This window comes from Paenibacillus pedocola, assembly GCF_031599675.1.
Lineage (GTDB): Bacteria > Bacillota > Bacilli > Paenibacillales > Paenibacillaceae > Paenibacillus_AQ > Paenibacillus_AQ pedocola.
Genome location: NZ_CP134223.1, coordinates 1,282,466 through 1,303,166, shown reverse-complemented (window position 1 = coordinate 1,303,166; position 20,701 = coordinate 1,282,466). Strand labels below are relative to the sequence as shown.

The 20,701-nt window shown below is 51.4% G+C and carries 17 protein-coding genes; 3 read left to right on the top strand and 14 right to left on the bottom strand.

From position 1 onward, the window contains the following. Positions 1-45: 45 nt before the first annotated feature. The gene (locus QU597_RS05610) at positions 46-804 is read right to left on the bottom strand and encodes a hypothetical protein (protein WP_310831746.1); all 759 of its coding nucleotides are present in this window, start codon (positions 802-804) and stop codon (positions 46-48) included. Between the two features lie 175 nt (positions 805-979). Between QU597_RS05610 and QU597_RS05605 the strand changes: the two genes are divergently transcribed. After that, entirely contained in the window at positions 980-2,008 is a 1,029-nt protein-coding gene (locus QU597_RS05605; RefSeq protein WP_310831745.1) for a CdaR family transcriptional regulator, read from the top strand. An 83-nt stretch (positions 2,009-2,091) separates the two neighbouring features. On the opposite strand, the gene QU597_RS05600 is transcribed toward QU597_RS05605, so the two are convergent. The 8 genes from QU597_RS05600 to QU597_RS05565 form a co-directional block, all read right to left on the bottom strand. Beyond that, positions 2,092-3,240, bottom strand: coding sequence for a glycerate kinase family protein (locus QU597_RS05600; protein WP_310831744.1), 1,149 nt, complete (start codon positions 3,238-3,240; stop codon positions 2,092-2,094). A 29-nt stretch (positions 3,241-3,269) separates the two neighbouring features. After that, on the bottom strand, positions 3,270-4,691 hold the full coding sequence (locus tag QU597_RS05595) for a GntP family permease (protein ID WP_310831743.1): 1,422 nt from the start codon (positions 4,689-4,691) through the stop codon (positions 3,270-3,272). Positions 4,692-4,858: 167 nt separating this feature from the next. Further along, positions 4,859-5,005 (bottom strand): lmo0937 family membrane protein, encoded by a 147-nt coding sequence (locus QU597_RS05590; RefSeq protein WP_108721960.1) that lies wholly within the window; start codon positions 5,003-5,005, stop codon positions 4,859-4,861. Between the two features lie 231 nt (positions 5,006-5,236). Beyond that, positions 5,237-7,435, bottom strand: coding sequence for a Tex family protein (locus QU597_RS05585; protein WP_370656254.1), 2,199 nt, complete (start codon positions 7,433-7,435; stop codon positions 5,237-5,239). A 151-nt stretch (positions 7,436-7,586) separates the two neighbouring features. Continuing rightward, positions 7,587-8,792 carry an MFS transporter gene (locus tag QU597_RS05580; RefSeq protein WP_310831741.1) on the bottom strand — a complete coding sequence of 402 codons (1,206 nt, stop codon included), beginning with the start codon at positions 8,790-8,792 and terminating at the stop codon, positions 7,587-7,589. A gap of 264 nt (positions 8,793-9,056) precedes the next feature. After that, a complete protein-coding gene (locus QU597_RS05575) occupies positions 9,057-9,701 on the bottom strand; it encodes a TetR/AcrR family transcriptional regulator (RefSeq protein ID WP_310831740.1) in 645 nt (214 codons plus the stop codon). A gap of 155 nt (positions 9,702-9,856) precedes the next feature. Next, positions 9,857-11,236: an MFS transporter gene (locus QU597_RS05570; protein ID WP_310831739.1), complete on the bottom strand. Its 1,380-nt coding sequence runs from the start codon at positions 11,234-11,236 to the stop codon at positions 9,857-9,859. 41 nt (positions 11,237-11,277) lie between these two features. Further along, the gene (locus tag QU597_RS05565; RefSeq protein WP_310831738.1) at positions 11,278-12,540 is read right to left on the bottom strand and encodes a glycoside hydrolase family 1 protein; all 1,263 of its coding nucleotides are present in this window, start codon (positions 12,538-12,540) and stop codon (positions 11,278-11,280) included. Between the two features lie 241 nt (positions 12,541-12,781). Here QU597_RS05565 and QU597_RS05560 point away from each other — a divergent pair, with 241 nt between their 5' ends. Further along, positions 12,782-13,777, top strand: a complete 996-nt coding sequence (locus QU597_RS05560; protein ID WP_310831737.1) for an AraC family transcriptional regulator — start codon at positions 12,782-12,784, stop codon at positions 13,775-13,777. A 172-nt stretch (positions 13,778-13,949) separates the two neighbouring features. Here the strand turns inward: QU597_RS05560 and QU597_RS05555 are convergent, their stop codons facing one another. From QU597_RS05555 to QU597_RS05535, 5 genes are all read right to left on the bottom strand, one after another. Then, positions 13,950-14,300 (bottom strand): type II toxin-antitoxin system PemK/MazF family toxin, encoded by a 351-nt coding sequence (locus tag QU597_RS05555; protein ID WP_042124727.1) that lies wholly within the window; start codon positions 14,298-14,300, stop codon positions 13,950-13,952. Between the two features lie 3 nt (positions 14,301-14,303). Further along, on the bottom strand, positions 14,304-14,585 hold the full coding sequence (locus QU597_RS05550) for a CopG family ribbon-helix-helix protein (RefSeq protein WP_054941953.1): 282 nt from the start codon (positions 14,583-14,585) through the stop codon (positions 14,304-14,306). 211 nt (positions 14,586-14,796) lie between these two features. Further along, positions 14,797-15,978: an alanine racemase gene (alr, locus tag QU597_RS05545; RefSeq protein ID WP_310831736.1), complete on the bottom strand. Its 1,182-nt coding sequence runs from the start codon at positions 15,976-15,978 to the stop codon at positions 14,797-14,799. A gap of 224 nt (positions 15,979-16,202) precedes the next feature. Continuing rightward, complete coding sequence (locus QU597_RS05540) at positions 16,203-17,285, bottom strand: outer membrane lipoprotein-sorting protein (RefSeq protein WP_310831735.1); 1,083 nt, start codon at positions 17,283-17,285, stop codon at positions 16,203-16,205. 173 nt (positions 17,286-17,458) lie between these two features. Next, the gene (locus QU597_RS05535; protein ID WP_310831734.1) at positions 17,459-18,301 is read right to left on the bottom strand and encodes a methyl-accepting chemotaxis protein; all 843 of its coding nucleotides are present in this window, start codon (positions 18,299-18,301) and stop codon (positions 17,459-17,461) included. A gap of 286 nt (positions 18,302-18,587) precedes the next feature. Between QU597_RS05535 and QU597_RS05530 the strand changes: the two genes are divergently transcribed. After that, positions 18,588-20,651, top strand: a complete 2,064-nt coding sequence (locus QU597_RS05530; RefSeq protein WP_310831733.1) for a methyl-accepting chemotaxis protein — start codon at positions 18,588-18,590, stop codon at positions 20,649-20,651. The last annotated feature ends 50 nt before the right edge of the window (positions 20,652-20,701 follow it).

Here is a 20,701-nt window from a genome sequence, read left to right as displayed (position 1 = left end):
CCAAAGGGGAGTGCAGCCGCTTCTTTTTTTACTGTTGATCCATTCCTACGGTGTCCATTGATCGTGTACAATGCCCACAAGCGCATGATCTTGCCCGATCTTCTCAAAGACCAGCCGCAGGCTGCGCCAGTCCATTCCCTCATATTTCGGATCTAGGCCGCTGATATGATATTCAACAAAATCATAGCGGTCTGCGGGATATACTTCATTAAGGTTGTTTATCGTTGTCCCCTGGCCCAGACCTTTATTCAAGGCAATCTCCGCCTTATTCATAAAGTCTGCATCATACACAAACTCCTTGAAATACTCCGCAAAGGTCAACTGAATGAGGTCGCCGGATCCGGCAAATTCTCTCCACACCCGCTTTGTCGGGTCCTTCATCAAGCCCTTTATTTCCTCCTGGGTAAATACCAGATCTTTGGTGGTATCTACATAAGCATACGGTGAGAACCGGACGCCTTTATCGCGTGACACCCAGTCGGACAGAGTGTTCATGTTGCCGTTTTCCAGTGCCCTCATCACCGTCTTCGCCGATTCCAGCGCCGTTGGAGGCATTCCCTCTTCAGGTTCTACAGGTTCCGCCGGTGCTGTGGATGCCGTAGCTGATGGTGCCGAAGTAGCCGGGGGCTGACTCTCCGGCGGAGTGCTTTCTGCAGGGCTGGACGTCGGTTCAATCTGAGGCTGTGCGGTCTGTGCGGGGGTAGCCGTAGTATCCGGTTCCGCTGCAGGAGTATTGCTGCAGGCGGCAAGGACCAGCATCGCTGCTGTCAGCGCCACTCTGCCTAATGATCTTGCAGTGTGCATGAAATCCCTCCTTATCTTTATGGCTTATAATCAATAGACGGTTAAATCTGGATAAGGTTGCTAAAAAATGTACAATAATGACCGGGGATCATTTATAATTTTGTTCAGATGCACAAAAGATATACGCAAACCATCTAACGGCTCATAACAGGCAAAGCTAAGGAGGACTTCCTGATTGTTTCAGCTCACAGAAAAGCAGGCGCAGGAAATAGTAGATAAAATGATGACGGATATCCCCTATAACATCAACATTATGAACGAGAAGGGCATTATCATCGGCAGCGGAACCAAAGAGCGGGTCGGCACCGTTCATCAAGGCGCAGTCAAGGCGCTGTCCACGGGACAAATGGTCGAGGTCTGGAGTGACGGACGTAACGAGCGAAAAGGCACCAACGAACCGATTGTCATCGGCGATACCCGGGTCGGCGTCATCGGCATTTCCGGCAACCCCGATGAAGTCCGGCCTTTCTGTAACATTGTAAGAACCACTGTTTCTCTTTTAATTGAACAAAGAAACTCCCTTGAGGATATCGCCAATGAAGCCAACCGTAAGAAGGCGTTCCTGGAATTATTGCTCTCCCATCAGGGAGCCTACACGCAGAAATTGCGTAAGGAAGCCGCCGCCTATCAGCTTGACCTGCTGCTCAAAACTACCGTGCTGCTGCTCCGAAACTTCAACCCGCTGGAAGCACGAGCCAAGCTGCTGCTTAAGCATCCTTCCTTCCGGATGGAGGAGAACAGCTGGCTGATCCTGGTACAGAATCAGCAGGACTGCACACCGCTGATCGGACAGCTTCTCCAAGGACAGCCCCGGGCCCTCCTGGCCACTGGCAAGCTGGAAGCCAATATTGCTGAAAGCTACCGGCAGGCCAAATCCGCCATGGGCATCCTGCTGGCGCTGAAGCCCGCCGGGCAGGTCATCCATTTTGCCGAGCATGAATTTCTGGTGAAGCTGAGCCACGCCAACCTGACCGGCCATGCGGGCACCCTCGTAAAGCTGGAGGACACAGCCGACCTGCTGGAAACGCTGCGGAGCTTCATTAACCATAACTGCAGTGTCGCACAAACCTCAGAGGCGTTGAATATCCACCGCAACACGCTGCAATACCGGCTAAAGCGCATCGAGAGCCTGACCGGCAAAGATCCGCGGAATCTGCTGCAGCTGTTCGAGCTCACCTACGGTTTGCTGGCCTTGTACAAGTAATCCTTTACCCTATCCAAAAGAGGCTGCCCCTCTCGTAGATAAATCTACTTGGGAGACAGCCTCTTCTTTACCCGTGCCCGTTACTATGCTAATTCGCTCAGTTTCAGCACTCTGGCAATATTCTCACAGGTCCGTTCGACATTGGCCGGACCGTCCTTCAGCAGCTTCTCCAGCTCGCCAGCGCCGGGAACGATGCCGAAGATCGCATCGATGCCTTCAGCATACAGCGTATCAATGCCTTCGCCGATGTAGCCGGCCAGGGCAATGACCTTTTTGCCGCTGGCTTTGGCGGTGGAGGCAACGCCGTAAGGTGTTTTGCCGAACTTGGTCTGGAAGTCAATACCGCCCTCACCGGTGAATACCAGATCGGCAGCCGCCAGCTTTTGCTTAAGTCCGGTATATTCGATCACAATCTCGATCCCCCGCTGCAGAACCGCCTGTGTAAAGATCATAAGTCCCGCGCCAAGTCCTCCGGCAGCTCCCGCTCCCGGCAGGTCGCGGACGTCCTTGCCCAGCTGCTCTTTTACAACGTCCGCATAATGGGCCAGGTTGGCATCAAGCTGCCGGACCCACTCAGGCGTAGCGCCTTTTTGCGGCCCGAACACAACAGATGCGCCCCGTTCGCCGCACAGCGGATTCGTCACATCGCAGGCCACAATCAGCTGAACCTGCTGCAGCCGCTCATCAAGCGCCGAAATATCAATGCTGGCCAGCCGGTCCAGACTGCCGCCTCCGCGCGGAAGCCCGTCTCCCGCGGCATCAAGGAATTTTGCCCCGAGCGCCTCAGCCATCCCTGTGCCTCCGTCATTCGTCGCGCTGCCGCCGATTCCGATAATGATGCTGCGGATCCCCCGGTCGAGACATTCCTTGATCAGTTCCCCAGTGCCATAGGTGGTGGTGATCAGCGGATTGCGGTCCGCCTTGTCTACGAGCTGGATTCCGCTGGCCGATGCCATCTCAATGGCTGCTGTCAGGCCGTCGCCCATAATGCCATACTGTGCAGTAACCGGCTGACCCAGCGGTCCCGTCACTTCCTTCGAATACATCTGCCCGCCGGATGCATCCACAAGGGACTGCACCGTCCCTTCCCCGCCATCCGCCATCGGAACATGGATATATTCAGCTTCGGGATAAACCTTCCGCAGCCCTTTTTCCATTGCAACGCAGACTTCCTTGGCGCTCATGCTCTCTTTGAAGGAGTCCGGTGCCAGTACAAAGGTTTTCTCTCTCATTTCCTCACCCCATGGTTGATTTTAAACGTTTACAGCATAAATCCGTATATAATCGTAGCCACAACTGCCATCGTTCCGCCGACAATCGCTTCATACGGCACCAGCCCCATGCGCTGCTTGATTGTCATCTTCATACTGTCTGCCGTCACGTGGAAGTAATTCCCCTGCGGAAGCGAGTCAATGACAGTGGCTCCGGTATGGACCATAACGGCCGCCGCCAGCGGGGCTGTACCCATATCGAGAATGGCTTGCCCGAAGGAGCCGGTAGCCAGAATAACACCCGTTGATGTTGAAGCGGTAGCTGCCGCCATCAGAATCCCGGAAATCGGCGCCAGGAAGGTGCCGGAGATGCCTGCAGTCTGGATCAGCTGCACCACCTGGGTGGACAGGTCCGAAGCGGAGATCAGACCGGCAATGCCGCCGGCGCCGAGCAGGATCAGCACGGTTGCCGTCATTTTATTGAGGCCGGAAGAAGTGTATTGCAGAATCTTCTTGCCTTGCCCCATAGCCAGCATCCCGATAATCCCGGCAACCGGCAGGATATATAGCGCATCCACCTTGAATTTAGACAACGCCTCGATTCCGGAAAGCGAGCCGATCGGGTTAATCATCAGCAGAATGACCGCAACAAGCGGTGCGACAATAGCTTTGCGCAGCGGCGGATATTTGGAGGTATCCACTTGACCGTTCAGCGCCTCTTCATCGGTGACCATAATCCCTTTTTTCTTCAGCAGAGAAGCCACAATTACAGTTACAATCAGACCGCAAACCGCTGGAATCAGGCCGGCCAGCATCACATGGCTGAGATCCAGATCGAATCCGCGGGCTGCGGCGATCGTGTTGGGATTGGGAGAAATAATGTTTCCCGCCTTGCCTCCCCCCGAAAGCGCCAGCAGCAGGGCCGTTTTGGAAATGCCCATTTTGTTGCCTACCGACAGTGCAATTGGAGCTACTATCAACACCGCTACAGGAATGAAGACACCTACTGCGGTAATAATCATCGTCGCCAGAGCCAGGGCCAGAATGGCTTTGCTGCCGCCGAATTTTTTTACGATCGCCTGGGCGATAGTCTCAGCAGCCCCCGATTCCATCATCACCCCGGCCAGCACACCGGCGGCGAGTACACGCAGAACCGTGCCGGTTACACTCTGCGTACCGCTCACAAGAACGCTTACAGTCTGCTCCAGATTGGCACCGCCGATCAATGCCCCGGCAATCGCCCCCAGAAACAGCGCGTAAACAGGATTCAGCTTTCTTAGTATCAGAATAATGGCAATTGCCAGCCCCGCCAATGCTCCATACCAACCAATTGTTAAACCTTCCATCGTTATCCCCCTACAACTCTTGTTGAACACGCTTTCAGTATAATGGCTGGAGACCGGAAAAAATATTGATGAACGGACGAAATGAATTGTGCAGTTGACCAACAAAAAAAGGCGCCTGAATGCCATAATAACAGGCTGCCCGGAAGCAGATTTCGTATGCTTTTGAGTAAAAACTACAATAATTGATGCTGCTGTTCCTTCTGATGTAAAAAAGAACTACAGCCTCTGTTTGCAAGAGACTGTAGTTCTTGACGGGTTAAGCCCGCTATAACTTATATTCTGTTAGTTACCAGCTAATTCCGGGAACGGCCCCGGAACAGGTTGACTACAAACAGCACCAGCGCGACAATGAGCAGAATATGAATAAGACCGCCCATAACATCAAAGATAAAGCCTAACAGCCATGCTACAATTACCAGTCCGATTAATCCCCATAGCATAAGATTTACTTCCTTTCTCCTTAGGGTTGTTTGTCTAATCTTACCCTTCTGTAAGGAAAACCAAACGGCCCGCTATCCTTCAAGATCAATTATTTAACAGTGTGATATGCCGGAACAACAAAAGGATGTCCCCAAATGCCGTTACCGGTCAATGGAACATCCTCTGTCTCAGCCTATCTCAGGCTGTTCAATCTTCTTCACACTTAAACATTTGTCCAAGCGCAGTTCCAGCTATTTCACGCTTCCGGCAACCTCTCGCGGCTGGCGCATGGTCAGGCTGACCCGGCCTTTCTTGAGGTCCACGCCAAGCACCCAGACGGTAACATTGTCTCCAACGGAGACAACGTCCATCGGATGCTTGACGAAGCTGCCGCTGAGCTGGGAAATATGCACCAGCCCGTCGTTCTTGATGCCGATGTCGACGAAGGCGCCGAAATCGATTACGTTGCGGACGGTTCCCTGCATCTCCATGCCGGGAACCAGATCCTCGATCTTCAGCACATCGGTGCGGAAGATCGGCAGCGGCAGCTCCTCGCGCGGATCGCGGCCCGGACGCTGCAGGCTCTCCAGGATGTCGCGCAGTGTGGGCACGCCGACATCCAGCTTCACAGCCAGCTCGGCGGCATCCTGCGCTTCGAGCTGTGCCGCGACCTCCTTGCTGCCGAGCTTCGCAACGTCCAGCCCCAGCTCGCGGAACAGCCGGTCCACCACCGGATAGGACTCCGGATGGATCGGCGTCCGGTCCAGCGTGTTATCCCCTCCGGGGATACGCAGGAAGCCGATGCACTGCTCGTAGGATTTCGCGCCGAGGCGCGGCACCTTCTGCAGCTGCTTACGGGTCGTGAACTTGCCGTTCTCCTCGCGGAACTTCACGATATTCTTGGCGATGGTGGCGTTGACTCCCGCTACATAAGAGAGCAGAGACGGCGAAGCCGTGTTCACATCGACGCCGACATGGTTAACGGCTGATTCTACGACAGCCTTAAGACTCTCCTCCAGATGCTTCTGGGAGACGTCATGCTGGTACTGCCCGACCCCGATCGCCTTCGGGTCGATCTTCACCAGCTCCGCCAGCGGGTCCTGCACGCGGCGGGCAATCGATGCGGCGCTGCGCTCGGCCACATCCAGATCCGGGAATTCCTCCGCCGCGAGCTTGGAGGCGGAATAGACGCTGGCGCCCGCTTCGTTAACGATCAGGTACGCCAGTTCCGGATCACCGATCTCGGCGATGACCTCGGCGGTGAACTGCTCCGTCTCCCGCGAGCCGGTGCCGTTGCCGATAACGATCAGCTGGATGCCGTATTTGGCAATCAGCTCCTTGAACTTGGCCGCCGCCTCCTTCTTCTTATTGTTCGGCGGCGTCGGATACGTGACCGCCACCTCCAGCAGCTTGCCGGTGTCGTCCACCACAGCAAGCTTGCAGCCGGTGCGGTAAGCCGGGTCCACGCCGAGCACGTTGCGGCCCCTGACCGGCGGCTGGAGCAGCAGGCTGCGCAGATTGCCGGAGAAGATCGAAATCGCCTGCGTTTCCCCCTTCTCGGTCATTTCCCCGCGCACCTCACGCTCAACGGACGGTGCGATCAGCCGCTTATAGGAATCCTCCGTTACGGCTTCCAGCAGCTCCTTGACCGGAGACGGCCCTTTGATCAGCTTGCGCGTGATGAAGGCATGAATCTTGTCCGGGACTACCTCAATGCCGACCTTCAGCACACCCTCCCGTTCTCCGCGGTTAATCGCGAGAATACGGTGCGGCGGCATTTTATGTACCGGTTCGCGGTAACTATAGTAGTTCTCATATACACTCTCCTGCGCAGCATCCTTAGCCTCGGAGACCAGAATCCCCTGGCTGGCTGTATACTGGCGGACCCACGCGCGGATGGCCGGATCATCAGCAATGTTCTCGGCGATAATATCCATCGCACCCTGCAGTGACAGCTCGGCACTCTCCACACCTTTGTCAGCATCTATATATTTAGCGGCCTCTTCGAGCGGAGAACCCTGCCGGCGCTGCTCCATCACCCAATCAGCCAGCGGCTCCAGCCCTTTCTCCTTAGCCACACTCGCTCTTGTCTTACGCTTCTGCTTGAACGGACGATACAGATCCTCTACTTCCTGCAGCTTGACCGCTTTCATAATCTGCTGATGCAGCTCCGGGGTCAGCTTGCCCTGCTCCTCAATGCTGCGGATGACATCCTTCTTGCGGTCACCCAGATTGCGTAAGTAGCCCAGACGTTCCTCGATATCGCGCAGCGCATTTTCATCCAGCTCACCGGTCATTTCTTTGCGGTACCGCGCAATAAACGGAATCGTGTTCCCTTCATCCAAAAGCCCTACCGTCGTCCGCACCTGCCTCAGGCTGATTCCCAGCTCCTTGGCAATTGCCGCGAGTATCAGTTCCTGTTCCTGCCGGATAGCCGCATCCTCCTGCAGATTACCGGCATTCGTATTCTCTGCTGCCAATAGTATCCCTCTTTCCGTTAACGTGCTAGTATCATAAATTCTCTATATAAAATAGTATCACAGATTGCCGCTGTACCAAAGTTAGCCGGATACTGCATTACCACACCACCCGGCCAAAAGGTTATTTCGCCTGCAGACTGCGCCGGGCCATCCGCTTACCGGTGCCAAGCGACATCAGGAAGCACAGAACCAGCACAAGCGCAGCTGCACCGTACGGAAAATTAATGTCCAGATCGAACAGGATTCCAGCAACAATCGGACCGGCAATGTTGCCTAGACTCGTATAGGCAGAGTTCATGCCCATCACAAAGCCCTGCTGCGACTCACCGGCCATTTTGGACAGCTGTGTGCCGACAGCCGGACGCAGAATGTCCATGGCCAGGAACACGATGAATGTCACGGCCATGATTGCAAAATACCCATGGACAAACAGGGTCAGCAGAATGAATACACCCGAAGCCAGCAGGCAGACGGAGATCACCCGGTTTTCACCAAAACGGTTCAGAATCCAGCTAAAGACAGTCAGCTGAACCACAGCACCGGCAATCGAGCCAAAGGTCAGTACAAATGCGATATCCTTAGGGGTGAAGCCGAATTTATGATCGACGAACAGTCCAAACACCGTTTCATAATTCGCTAGGCCGAAGGACATGACGAACACAATAATCAGTCCGATAAAATACGGCTCACGGTAAGAACGCAGCAGTTGGGCTGCAAGACTCTCATTCTTTTGCTGTGCAGAAGCAGGGTCATGAACCGCAGCAGCACGTGACTCCGGCAGTAAAATAAACGTGATGATAGCTACAAACGCCGCCGCTACGGCAGCCGCGAAGAACGGCACCCGGATGCCGAACTCGGCCAGATAGCCGCCGATTCCCGGTCCGATAATAAACCCAGTAGTTATGGCCGCGTTGATCAGTCCCATACCCTTGGCCCGTTCATCCATGGAAGTGGTATCCGCCACATACGCCATAACTGCAGGCATAATCATCGCCGCTCCGATGCCGCCGAGCATCCGGGCCACGAACAGCATCCACGGCTGATGGGCTACCCCAAAGGCCAGCTCGGAGAACGCAAAAACAATCAGTCCCAGGACAATAATTCTTTTGCGGCCCATCCGGTCAGACAGCCTGCCGGCAAGCGGTGAGACGATCAGCTGGGTCAGCGAAAATGCAGCCACCAGCATCCCGACAACACTACCCCCGATATGCAGCTCATTCATGTAAGTAGGCAGAATCGGAACAACCAGGCCAATCCCGGTAAAGGTCAAAAATATACTAATCATCAGCATCAGCATCGCGCCGCGGTTTCTTAACAGTAGTGACATTGTATTCCCTCCGTAATAACACATTCAGTTGTTAAAAATAATCTCAATATAGCTTCAGATATCTTATCAAATTTAATCTATATAGATGCTCCCTTGTTCAATATCCGCTTATCCGTCAGAAGCCATTCCTATAGCTTCAAAAAAATCTCCCGCAGCAAAACAAAAGACCGACCATCCGGTCTAATTATTGACATGAAATGCCCTTACTTCAAAGGCTGCCTTACTGCCGTTACCCGGCCTGCTTAGCAGTAAGCTTCTCAATGCCTATCTGGCACGCATTCCCTGCAGCAGCAGGCTGATGGCATCCCGGTAGTACTTCATAATCTCCTCTGGCCCCTCCGAGGGTGCCGTAATCTCGCTGACTCTGCCAATCCCCTCCAGCATCCCGCTGACGATCACAACATAATGATCCAGGTCCCTCCGGATCAGGTAGCCCGAATCCATGCCTTCCTTGAGCAGATTGCGGCAGGCCGATGCACCGGATTCATACAGCCGTGTGAGCCGCTCATAAATTTCATCCGAGTGGGTACGGGATCTTGCATATTCCTCAAGTCCGCGGATTAGCGGATTCTGAAAATCATTCGCGTAATGCTCACCGAGCGCATAAAGGCGCTCTTCTACACCGCTGAGTCTGCTTTGAATGTTTTCCCACTCCGAAAGCCACTGCTCGGTATCGTCTTCAACCACATACAGAAATAGCTCATCCTTGCTGGGAAAATGGTGATACAGGCTCCCTTTGCTTACCTTAGCCGCTGTACAGACCTCATTCATGGTTACAGCTGCATACCCCTTCTGCACAAACAGCTGCGCAGCCTGCTGCACAATCCGTTTCTTCGTTTCTTCTCCATCCGAGCGTCCTTTTATCCTGATAACCCCCTCTAAACCGACCATCCGGTCTAATTGTAGCATGATACCTCCGCATTTCACAAACCGACAGCACTTAGCAGATCCTTCCTCCCCTTTTCCGCATGGATCAAAAAAAGAAATAACGCACGGGTGGATGTACAATCCTAAGCCCCGTGCGTTTCTATGGTTTGCTCTGTTCCTTTCACTATTTTGGACTACTAATTTTCCTTACCGGCGATCTGGTCCAGCTCCTTAATGATGGCCGGCAGTTTTTTCTCCAGACTATAAAAGAACATTAATATGATCTGGAGGATAACCAGGATCAGCGGAACGACAATATACAGCACTTTGATTGCTGAAATCGCCGAATCCGGCTGAGTCTCCATCCCGCCCACATATCCACCGGCCGACAGTACCCATCCGACCATCGCACCTCCAATGCCGCTGCCGATTTTGGGTGCAAGAGAGGCTCCGCTAAAAATAAGGCCTTCTGTGCGCGCGCCTGTCTTCCACTCCCCATATTCTACGGTGTCTGCCAAAAGGGCTGATCCGGTGGCAACCGCGGGGGCTACACCCAAAGTCTTAATCACCGTACTGACCATAATAAGCATGAAATTTGTAGGGTCGATAAAGACTATCACTGAACCCACTGCCGACAATATAGCCCCCGCCAGAATCGTATTCCGTTTGCCAATCCTTTTAATAAGCGGGGCAGAGAGCACAATACCGATAATTAAGGGTACCAGGCCGGCCAAAGAAAGAGAGCCTACCAGAGCGGGATTATGCAAAATATATTGAGCGTAGTATATATTGAGTGCCGAACTGACTCCAGTACTCAGAAACAGAAACACGTTGAACACGAGGACGATGAGCCAATATTTATTACGGCCCAGCGCCCTCAATCCTTTACGCAAGGGAATAGCCTTTTTGACAACAACGGGCTTCACACGCTCTTTGGATGTTCTATAGGTAATCCAGTAGAGGATCGGTGACAGAATCCCGATAATTCCGAATGTTAACGCCCAGCCGGACTTCCCGCCTCCGAATGCGTTCACTACAGGCATTGTGATGATACTTATCATTACGCCGCCGAGCAGCGACAGAGTCATCCGTGTAATATTCAGCAGACTGCGCTGGTAGGAATCCTGTGTCATCAGAGAATTCAATGCAGCATATGGAATGTTGATAGCAGAGTAGATGACCGTAACAATAAAATAAGTAACGGCTGCATAGACAATTGATCCTGTATTGCCGAGATCCGGTGCCGTAAACAGCACCATCACCGATAGACCGAAAGGTACTGCCATCCACTTAATCCATGGACGGGCTTTGCCGTGCTTGCTGTTGGTCCGGTCGACCAGCACACCGATTCCTATGTCTACGACGCCGTCCAGGAAACGAGTTAACAGAAAGATTGTACCAACGACTCCTGCCGAGATTCCGACAATATCGGTGTAAAAGAAGGTAAGGAATGTCGTGATTGCGGTCCATATAATATTCGTCGATAAATCGCCGACGGCATAACCCAGACGTTCTTTGAGCGATAGCTTGCCCGGGGTTTCTTCCGTGACGATCTCCGTTACAGCCAAATTACTCATGGGTAATTCCTCCTCATTCGTTAAAAAACTGGACCCCGGTGTTACTCAAGCGTATTGGTTTGTGCGATACGGCCAAGATAATGTGCACTCTCTTTGGGATGGCGTTCCTGTGTGGAGCGGTCCACTGCAATCAGACCGAATGTCATGGAGTATCCCGCATTCCATTCGAAGTTGTCAAAGGTCGTCCAGTGCAGGTAGCCCGTGACAGCAATTCCGTCTCTGATACAAGAATGAAGGCCTGCAAGTGCAGTGCGGATAAAATTGACCCGCCGCACATCGTCATCTGTGCCGATACCATGTTCCGTGATCAGGATCGGGATGGACAAATCCTTCGCCACTTTGCGGATCACATTAGCCAGTGCCTCCGGATAATACTCATATTTCATTTGCGTTAACTCCGCACCGGGTGCGGGTCTGACCAAACCTTCTTGTCCGTAAACTTCTCGCGTATAGTTCTGCAGCCCGAAAAAGTCATCACCTTCCAGCATGGACAGATACTTCCGGAAATAAAGCTGCCATCTTTCTTCAGCGATGTTCTCGCCCCCGGGCACGGACTGAACATCAGATAAAGCCATCGATAATCCGACTCGGGTCTGCGGACTGACCCGTTTAATCGCCTCTCTTGCCTGGATGTGCGCTTCCTTTAGTAAAGCGATCTTGGCTTCGTCTGAAATCATATGGAACGTTACATAATTGTCCACGGTCGTTCCGCACAGCCTGGCAGCGGACTCCCTCCATTGAGGTGCCCTCCAGGAAGCGCTGTCAATCCCGACCGGAGGAACAAGACCATTGTTCATGAAGACATCGCGGAGCATAACCGGAAGATTAATTTCATTAAAAGTCAGAACATAAGGAATCAGGCTGCCGAGTTCCTGAAATACAACCTCACAATACTTAGAGAAACGCTCCGGGACACTCGGGCTGGCCCAGCCTCCTATACGCATCAGCCATTGGGGCGAGGAGAAATGGTGCATCGCAACAACCGGCATCAGACCGTACTCATAGCAGGCGTTCAACATATCCCGGTAATGTTCAATCGCTGAGCGGGAATATTGCCCGGGCGCCGGCTCTACTCTTGCCCATTCAATGGAGAAACGGTAAGCTTTAAGCCCAAGACTCGCCATTAAGGCAATATCTTCACGGTACAGGCGGTAATGATCAATAGCATCGCCGGATTTATCCGCATAGGGAGATCCCTCCGCTTGTTCCTCCGCCCAGAAGTCACTGCCGGTATTGTTGCCCTCAACTTGGTAGGCTGCAGTAGCAGAGCCCCAAATAAAATCCTTCGGAAATAAATATTTCATAGTAAACGCTCCTAACTCTAAATGATCTGTGTAGTATCTAAATGTGAGTCCCGACTAGAGGGGACACTCTTATCTTAGCAATGAGCCCAAAGAACGATAAGGCCGGAATGAAAGCGTTTTATGCTCGAATCGAATACGTTGCAGCCGATAATTGCTGCATTCGGGTCTGCTGATTATAATGAAAAGTATCGGAGATACTAGAGCGAAATAACATTAAGGCTGCACCCGAGAAAGGAACACCATGGAAACCGTCGATCTGCTTGCATATTTGCGAAACCACCCCCAGGAAGCACCCAATTGGAATGATCTTGAAGCCTTCTATCAGCCGAAGACCGTTCAAATCGGCGGCCACCGGGTCTATCTTTTCGATATGATCTTTGACCGTACTAACAATCCGATTGAAGATCAGCTGGTGATCTCGCGGCATGTCAAGAATCTGCAGGTTCCGATGCATGTGCACCCGTATATCGAGATGGTGTATGTATATAGAGGGAAATGCACAGTGCTCGTCAACGAGCTGGAGATCGCACTGGCCCAAGGCGGAATTGTGCTGATTGACAAAATGACTCCGCACACGCTCTTAAAGCTGAATCCGGATGACATTGTTATCGATATCAAGCTGCGGCACGACTATCTTTCCATCGGTATCCTGAACCGCTTTACCACCAAAAGTATCATCTCCCAGTTCCTGATCAGCTCCTTGACGAATAAGCGGCGGACAAGCCGTTTTCTTCACTTTCCGCTGCAAGGTGTCCAGAAGTCCAATCAAATTATGGAGCAGCTGATGTGCGAGTATTTTGACCGGGGGCTGTGTTCATCCGACATTATTAACTCCTACCTGATCATTCTTTTCACCGAGCTCATCCGCCATACAGAGGGTTCTGGGGTCCTTTACTCCATCCGGGAGGGTGAGGATGCGTCCATCGTGGATTTTCTCAAGTACATTGAAGATCATTACCGGGATGCTACGCTGGCTGATATGGCAGAGCACTTCAGTTTTCACCCAAACTCCCTTTCCGCGCTCCTGAAGCGGTCAACAGGACATTCGTTCAAGGATCTGCTGCAGCTGCAGCGGCTGAATAAGGCGGCTGTATTCCTGATCAACTCCGATCTTCCCATTGCGGACATTGCCGAGGAAGTCGGATATTCAAGTCTGTCCTTCTTTCACAAAAAATTCCGGGAAGTCATGAGCGAGACGCCGAGCCAGTTCCGGAGCAGCCGGAAAAATATAACATAACGGGTCTGGCATGATGATGGATCCTCCAACAGATGTTCCAGACACAACAAAAACCACTGAGTGAACTCAGTGGTTTTTGTTGTTCGCAGTATATCAGTTTAGCTATACGATTCTAAAAAGACGCACTGCCTAAGCAGTGCGTCTTCATTACACATATTAATTCCTAGTCCGGTCAGAAATCGATCAGGCCCAGGCTGATTTGCAGCGAATCATCCACCTTTTTCATTGTTTCATCATCAAGATGGGTGATCTTATCCGTTAAGCGTTGTTTGTCAATCGTCCGGACCTGCTCCAGCAAAATGACGGAATCCCGGTCAAAGCCATGAGCAGCCGCATCAATTTCCACATGCGTCGGCAGTTTGGCCTTCTGGATCTGGGCGGTAATCGCCGCCACAATGACCGTCGGGCTGAATCGGTTGCCAATATCGTTCTGTATGACCAGTACCGGCCTTACTCCGCCTTGTTCAGAACCTACTACCGGCGAAAGGTCGGCAAAAAAAACGTCGCCGCGTTTAACGATCAATATCTACACCCCGCTTACTAAGCGGCCAAGAGTACTGTCTGCATCTTCCTCAGCGAGAAAGGCCTCGCTTGCCATTGTCAAATTGATCTTAGCCATTTCCATGTAGCCCCGCTGCATCGACTCCCGGATCGTGCGTTTCTTCCGTTCCGTTAAATACAGCTTCATAGCCTGCCTGATCAATTCACTCCGGTTAGAGTTCTCCAATTGAGCGATACCATCCACTTCCTGCAAGAGATGATCGGGCAAACTGATCATAATTCTTTTGGTGTTCTGCAAATTGGCCAACTTCTCTTCCACCCCCACAAACCTTCTGCCCTTGTGTTCCAGTGTTACAATATACAAGGAATTTTATACAAGGAATATATGCCGCCAGTATATCAAGTATGCTGCATCCCATTATAAACTAGAAATGGCGGTTCGTATAGACCATAAGTCACACTCGCCTACACGTTTAATCCTTGTATTACTCTCCTGCATAAGGCACCTGGTCACACAATTAAGGCTGCAGCAAGGGGTTCACCAGGTTAGGAGCAGCACCTTCGCGTACATACACGCGGGGCACCCGGTGGGCCAGCATACAGATTACCTCGTAGTGAATTGTCCCTAAATGGAGCGCCAGTTCATCCGCCGTAATTAGCGCATCGCCCTGGCGGCCGATGAGTACAACCTCTTCGCCAGCTTTGATTTGTTCCGCTTCTTCAGCGAAAGATTTGAGCGTTACCATACACTGGTCCATGCAGATTGTTCCGACGACAGGAACGCGACGTCCGCGTATTAGCACCTCCGCTTTGCCTGTCAGCATGCGGGAATATCCGTCTGCGTACCCCACAGGAAGCGTCGCAATGACTTCTTCGCTGTCCGTGAAGTACCGGGTGCCGTAGCTGATGCCCCAATCGGGCGGCAGGGTTTTGATATATACCGCCTGCGTCTTCAGCGTCATTACCGGGTGTAAAGCAACGAGCCCGTGGTTTACCTCTGCTGAGGGATAAAATCCGTACAAGCTTATGCCTACACGCACCATGTTAATGGATAGGAGAGGTGTATCAATGGCCGTAGCGCTATTGCCCGTATGTATGATCGGGATATGAATGTCGTTGTCCCGAAGCGTTTCCGCCACGCTCATGAATCGCCGGTACTGCAACAGTGTATAGCTTTTGTCTTCTTCGTCTGCCTTGGCAAAATGGGTAAACATACCCTCCAGCTCCGCCTGCGCTACAGAATGCACTTCAGCGATGAAACCGGGCGCGTCAGCCGGCAAAAGCCCCAGCCGTCCCATCCCGCTGTCAATCTTGATGTGCACCTTCAGCCGGTGCTCCGGATCTACAGGAAGCTGCCTTACCGCCTCCAGCACCTCCGGTGTGAATAGTGTCACGGTTATATTGTTCTTCCAGGCAGCGGCTATCCCTTCTGGAGAGGTGTAGCCCAGCACCAGAATAGGAAGTAGTATTCCCGCCTGACGCAGCTCCAATGCCTCATCCAAAAAAGCTACACTAACATAATCCGCTCCCAGCCGTTCAAGCTCCCGGGTCACTTCCACTGCTCCATGGCCATACGCATTTCCTTTGACGCATCCCATGAATTTGGTCTCCGCCGGCAGCGCCGCTCGGAAAGCCTCATAATTGGCACGCAGATCATCCAGATTTATCTCGGCAACTGTAGGTCGATAGCTTGCTTGCACTTCAGGGTCACCTTCTTACATTGTAGTAAAACGTCATTGCGGATAGCCGCAATGAACTTGGTCTTACTGCCAATGGTAATGCTAATCGAAGGCGGCTGTCAATGTAAGCAGCATTATCTTCTTGCAGATTCCGCAGCGGGCCCGAGTTCGCCAAATAATGGAAAAAGCGGATACGGCTTGTAGAGGAAAGACTCCCACAATGCGCAGTATCCGCCTACTGATTATTACTTACCCGATTGTGCCTCCATAGAAGCGGCAATTTGCATCATTTCGTCCACCGGAAGGTTTGCGCTTGTAATCCGGAATTCTACACCGTCGTTCATCCAGGTTAGGGTCTGTTGTTCATCACCCGTAAGTACTCCTGCGGTGAATCCCAGATCGATCAGGGTTCCCGGAGCCAGCGATACGGCACGGTCCAGCGGACGGGCTTCCATAATGGTATATTGATAATCCCCGTCATAACGGATGAGCACCGCATGATCATTGCTGCCCTCAATTTTATGATAATCCTTGTACTTAACGCCTGCCGGTATGTAATCCGGCTCAATCACTCCGAAATCGCCAAGCTCGGCGGTAACCTGGCCCGCCACTTCCTCTTCAGCCGGTGCGCTCACCGGATTGCCGTTTTCGTCAACCTCGGCTACCGTGCTTTCGGAAGGCGTGCCGGTTGCCATATTCTTTTGCATATCAAAGGAATCCTTGGTGAACTCCGGATCGAACTTGAAGCTGTCGAACTTCACATCCACCACAACCTTGGCTTCGGAATCGGAGACCTGCACCTGCTTAGGCTCATAAGTCTTTTTGGCCAGCCAGATCTTCTGACGCACCAGTGCACTGCTCTGATAATTCGCCGCTACTTCGAACACATAATTGTCTCCATCCTCGGTCAGCTGGCGGTTGTTATCGGCGGTAATGCCGTGGAGCAGCGTCTGGTAGAGATAAACTTGGCCTTGACTGTCCGGCCAGTCGCTCTGGAAGCGGAAGCTTTTGCCGAGGCTTGGTGTAAGTACGAACACACCTTCATCATTACGAAGTACAATCTGTGTTACGTTCTTCTGCACATTCGAGAGGCTGATCCGGTAATACGAAGGATTCTTGTACCACACTTCCACCTTATACTCCTGCGGCTGTTCACCGGTATACAGGGTCATCGTGCCCGAACCTTGATAGGCACCCTGCTTGCTCTCCAGCTTGTCAGACACATCGTTTAAATCCTTGACCACAGACGCGGCATCCTTCTTCCCGCATCCCGCGAGCACCAGGGCCACGCTCATAATGATCGCGAGTACCCATGTTATCCGGCGCATGACATCATCCCCTTAACCTGTTTTGAAAAGCATTGATTAGTACATGTCTATGAGGGACTTGCCTGCATTATGCAGACGGGCATGACAAGCAGGAAGGATAATCACGGGCGGCCGTCCAGACGCGCCAAAAAGCCCGCGATGGACGCGGGCTTGGGTTTCAGGTACGTATTTTTTCAGATCAGCCGGGCAATCTTTTCAATCTCTGCTGCAGAGGCAGCGAGCTCCTGCATCGAGGCCGTAATTTCTTCTGTTGCCGCAGCCTGACGCTCACTCTGTGCCAGACACTCCAGCAGCGTTGCGTCCATCTGATGAATATTCTTCTTGATTCTATCGAGGATACCGGTGATTTCTTTGGCGGATGAGGCACTGGAAACGGACATTTTTCGGATCTCCTGCGCCACTATGCCAAAGCCCCGGCCGTGCTCGGCGGCGTGCGCCGCTTCAATGGCCGCATTAAGACCAAGCAGGTTAGAGTTGTCGGCCACTTTTTTGATGAAATCCAGAATCTCATCGGTCTTATGCAGCTCTTCAACCACAGTCTGGCCGAGCCCCTTCAGATCACTTACAATGTTCGCCAGATCAGAAGCCGTGCCCGCAATTTCTTCCGAGGTCGAGCTGATCTCTTCGGAGGTCACAGACAGTAAGTTGGCAGCATCGCTTAAGGTTTCCTGATTGCTAAGGCTGATGCCAATGGTAAACACACCGCTAATCGCCCCTTCCCCGTTCCGGATCGGCATAGAGGTTGACTTAAAGGGCCAGCCGTAGATTTCTTTGGGAATATCGGCACTAACCGTCTCACCGGTCTCCAGCGCCTTTCGGATTCCTCCGCTTGGCGGGATGGGCATCCCCTCCTGAATGCGGATATCCAGCTCAGCTCCCGGAAGATAGTAGATAAACTTCTCCACATCTGCCAGGGCGAACATCACATCAATAGGAAATAAGTGCTGCACTAGCGGCAGTGATATTTTTAAAGATTCCAGCAACTGTTCATGACCTGTTTCATTTTGGTTATTCAACGCATTTCAGCCCCCGCAGCATCATTTTCGCCAATTATAACATAGGAAAAAATATCTCTATATTACATATAACATAGTGCTCAAAGACTTCAGATTTATTTATTTTTGTATCATATTGCTTACACAAATACTTGTTATAACTAGATTGCTAGCACACACATCCTCTTAACTTAGAACCGGAAGGTTACATTGGAAATATTTCTCATTAAAATTTTATCTATTCACAGCCGATAATGTAGCGTGCCTGTCTGCAGGGTATCTAACAAGCTAAAGGAGAATGAACACTATGGGGAAAATAAAAATAATATCTAATAAAATACGCAATAACTCGCTGAGGGTTAAGCTTCCTATTTTATTAAGCCTGCTAGTTGCTGTAGTCCTCTTGGCGACATCAGTAACGGTTTATTATGTCTCCTCGGATCTGTTGCTCCGAAAGAGCAAAGACGAAATAAACGCAAACGGGGACCGTATAGGTGAAGGGCTTTGGACTTCAATGCAGCTGCAGGAGCAGACCTCCTATGTAATTTCAGTGCATAATACCTTCAAACAGCTATTGAATCTTAGGGCACAGGGAACTCTATCGGAGCAAGAGTTTTTTTCTTCAAAAAATCCTTACTATGAAAAAGCAAACGGAATCCTTCAGGAAAGCATGAACGACAAAAGCAGCATTAGCTCCTTACTTGTTTTGGATTCTAAAGGAACTATTCTTGCAGGAACAAACACAGACAACATAGGGCAGTCCCGGGCAGACCGTGAATACTTCACAGAAGCCATCAAGGGTCAATCCTTTATCAGCGATGCCATCCAGTCCAAAAGCAGCGATAAATTATTAATTGCATTCTCCCAGCCGATTAAAGATTTGGATGACAGGGTTATTGGTGTCTTCGCCATGACCGTAGACAGCAGCTTCTTCCTGGATAAACTGGGCAACATTAAGATTAATGGCCAAGGTAAAATAGAGATTTTGAGCCGGAGCGGGATTATCCTATATAACTCCACCGACCCTACACGGATCGGACAAAGTCTTGCCGGCACTCCAGGGATGAATGATTTTCTGGCGATCAGGGCAACGGATGAGCTGGTTACGCAGTCCGTCGAATTGGAGAGCGAATATCTGAGAATCAACAAAACCCCAAAGGCCGATCTTACCATTTCCGTTATCGATTCCTACGCTGATATTAAACGTCCTATTCAGGATATGCTGATGAAAATCTTCATTGTAACGGTTGTCGCCCTGCTTGTCGCCATTGGTTTCGGTATGCTGTTGTCCCGCTCTATTACCAAGCCTGTCATAAAGCTGACCTCGCTGTTCAAAACATTGGCGAACGGAGATTTGACCGTAGGTGCCGATGGCCGTTTTAAAAGTGAGTTCAAGGATTTGGCTGACAGCTTCAATACCATGGTCCGGCAAAATAAAGAGCTCATCACCAATATGAATACTTCTATCTCCGTGCTCAACACAAGCACCAATGAACTGGAGAAGACTTCTAAACAGACTGCCCGCTCCATTAATGAAACCTCGGTAACCTCCACGGGTATTGCCCAGGCGATGGAACTGCAGTCCAATGATACTGAGCACATAGTCGATAAGTTCTATGGATTCAGTGAGAAGTTTGCTGCGATCAACGATAATGCGCAATCCGTCAGACAAAGAGCTGAGGAAATCATTGAGGTCTTCCATACAAGCAATCAGGTCGTTGATGGTTTAATTCAGATCAGTGACAAGAATGAACAAGAGGTCCAGAAAATCTCGGCGATCACAGTAAAACTTCAGGAAAGCTCCAACAGCATCAGCAATATTACAGGAGCGATCAATCAAATCGCTGCTCAAACGAATCTGCTTGCGCTGAATGCATCGATCGAAGCCGCAAGAGCCGGGGAACACGGGAGAGGTTTTGCTGTAGTGGCCTCCGAGATCCGGAAGCTCGCTGAGCAGAGCTCGAAGCAATCGAATGAAATCTATGATATCATTCAACAAAATCTTAATTTTGTCGCCGAAAATAATGATAGCGTAATTGTGATTAATAACATCTCCGCCCGGCAGGATGAGCTCGTTGGACAAACCCAGGAGGCATTCCAAACCATTCTGGACAAAATCACGGACATCACGGATCAAATTAAATCGATGGCCGACGAAATTGCTCATATGCAAAAAGACAAGGACGACGTTCTCGATTCGGCTCAAAGCCTCTCGGCTACCGGTGAAGAGGTTTCTGCTTCGGTGGAGGAAGTTACCGCTACCATGGTGGAACAATCCTCCACCATTGAACAACTGGCTGAGATGGTAGAAACCATTGACCAGCTCACTAAAAACCTGGCAGAATCAGCCTCTAAATTCCGCGTCGAGTAAGTATCCGCTTCTCTCACGGTATTACATTCACTATATCCCAAAAGAAACCC

Coding starts and splice junctions, on each gene's coding strand:
- QU597_RS05610 (WP_310831746.1), bottom strand. CDS start 804: ATGCACACTGCAAGATCATTAGGCAGAGTGGCGCTGACAGCAGCGATG.
- QU597_RS05600 (WP_310831744.1), bottom strand. CDS start 3,240: ATGAGAGAGAAAACCTTTGTACTGGCACCGGACTCCTTCAAAGAGAGC.
- QU597_RS05595 (WP_310831743.1), bottom strand. CDS start 4,691: ATGGCATTCAGGCGCCTTTTTTTGTTGGTCAACTGCACAATTCATTTC.
- QU597_RS05590 (WP_108721960.1), bottom strand. CDS start 5,005: ATGCTATGGGGATTAATCGGACTGGTAATTGTAGCATGGCTGTTAGGC.
- QU597_RS05580 (WP_310831741.1), bottom strand. CDS start 8,792: ATGTCACTACTGTTAAGAAACCGCGGCGCGATGCTGATGCTGATGATT.
- QU597_RS05575 (WP_310831740.1), bottom strand. CDS start 9,701: ATGCTACAATTAGACCGGATGGTCGGTTTAGAGGGGGTTATCAGGATA.
- QU597_RS05570 (WP_310831739.1), bottom strand. CDS start 11,236: ATGAGTAATTTGGCTGTAACGGAGATCGTCACGGAAGAAACCCCGGGC.
- QU597_RS05565 (WP_310831738.1), bottom strand. CDS start 12,540: ATGAAATATTTATTTCCGAAGGATTTTATTTGGGGCTCTGCTACTGCA.
- QU597_RS05560 (WP_310831737.1), top strand. CDS start 12,782: ATGGAAACCGTCGATCTGCTTGCATATTTGCGAAACCACCCCCAGGAA.
- QU597_RS05540 (WP_310831735.1), bottom strand. CDS start 17,285: ATGCGCCGGATAACATGGGTACTCGCGATCATTATGAGCGTGGCCCTG.
- QU597_RS05530 (WP_310831733.1), top strand. CDS start 18,588: ATGGGGAAAATAAAAATAATATCTAATAAAATACGCAATAACTCGCTG.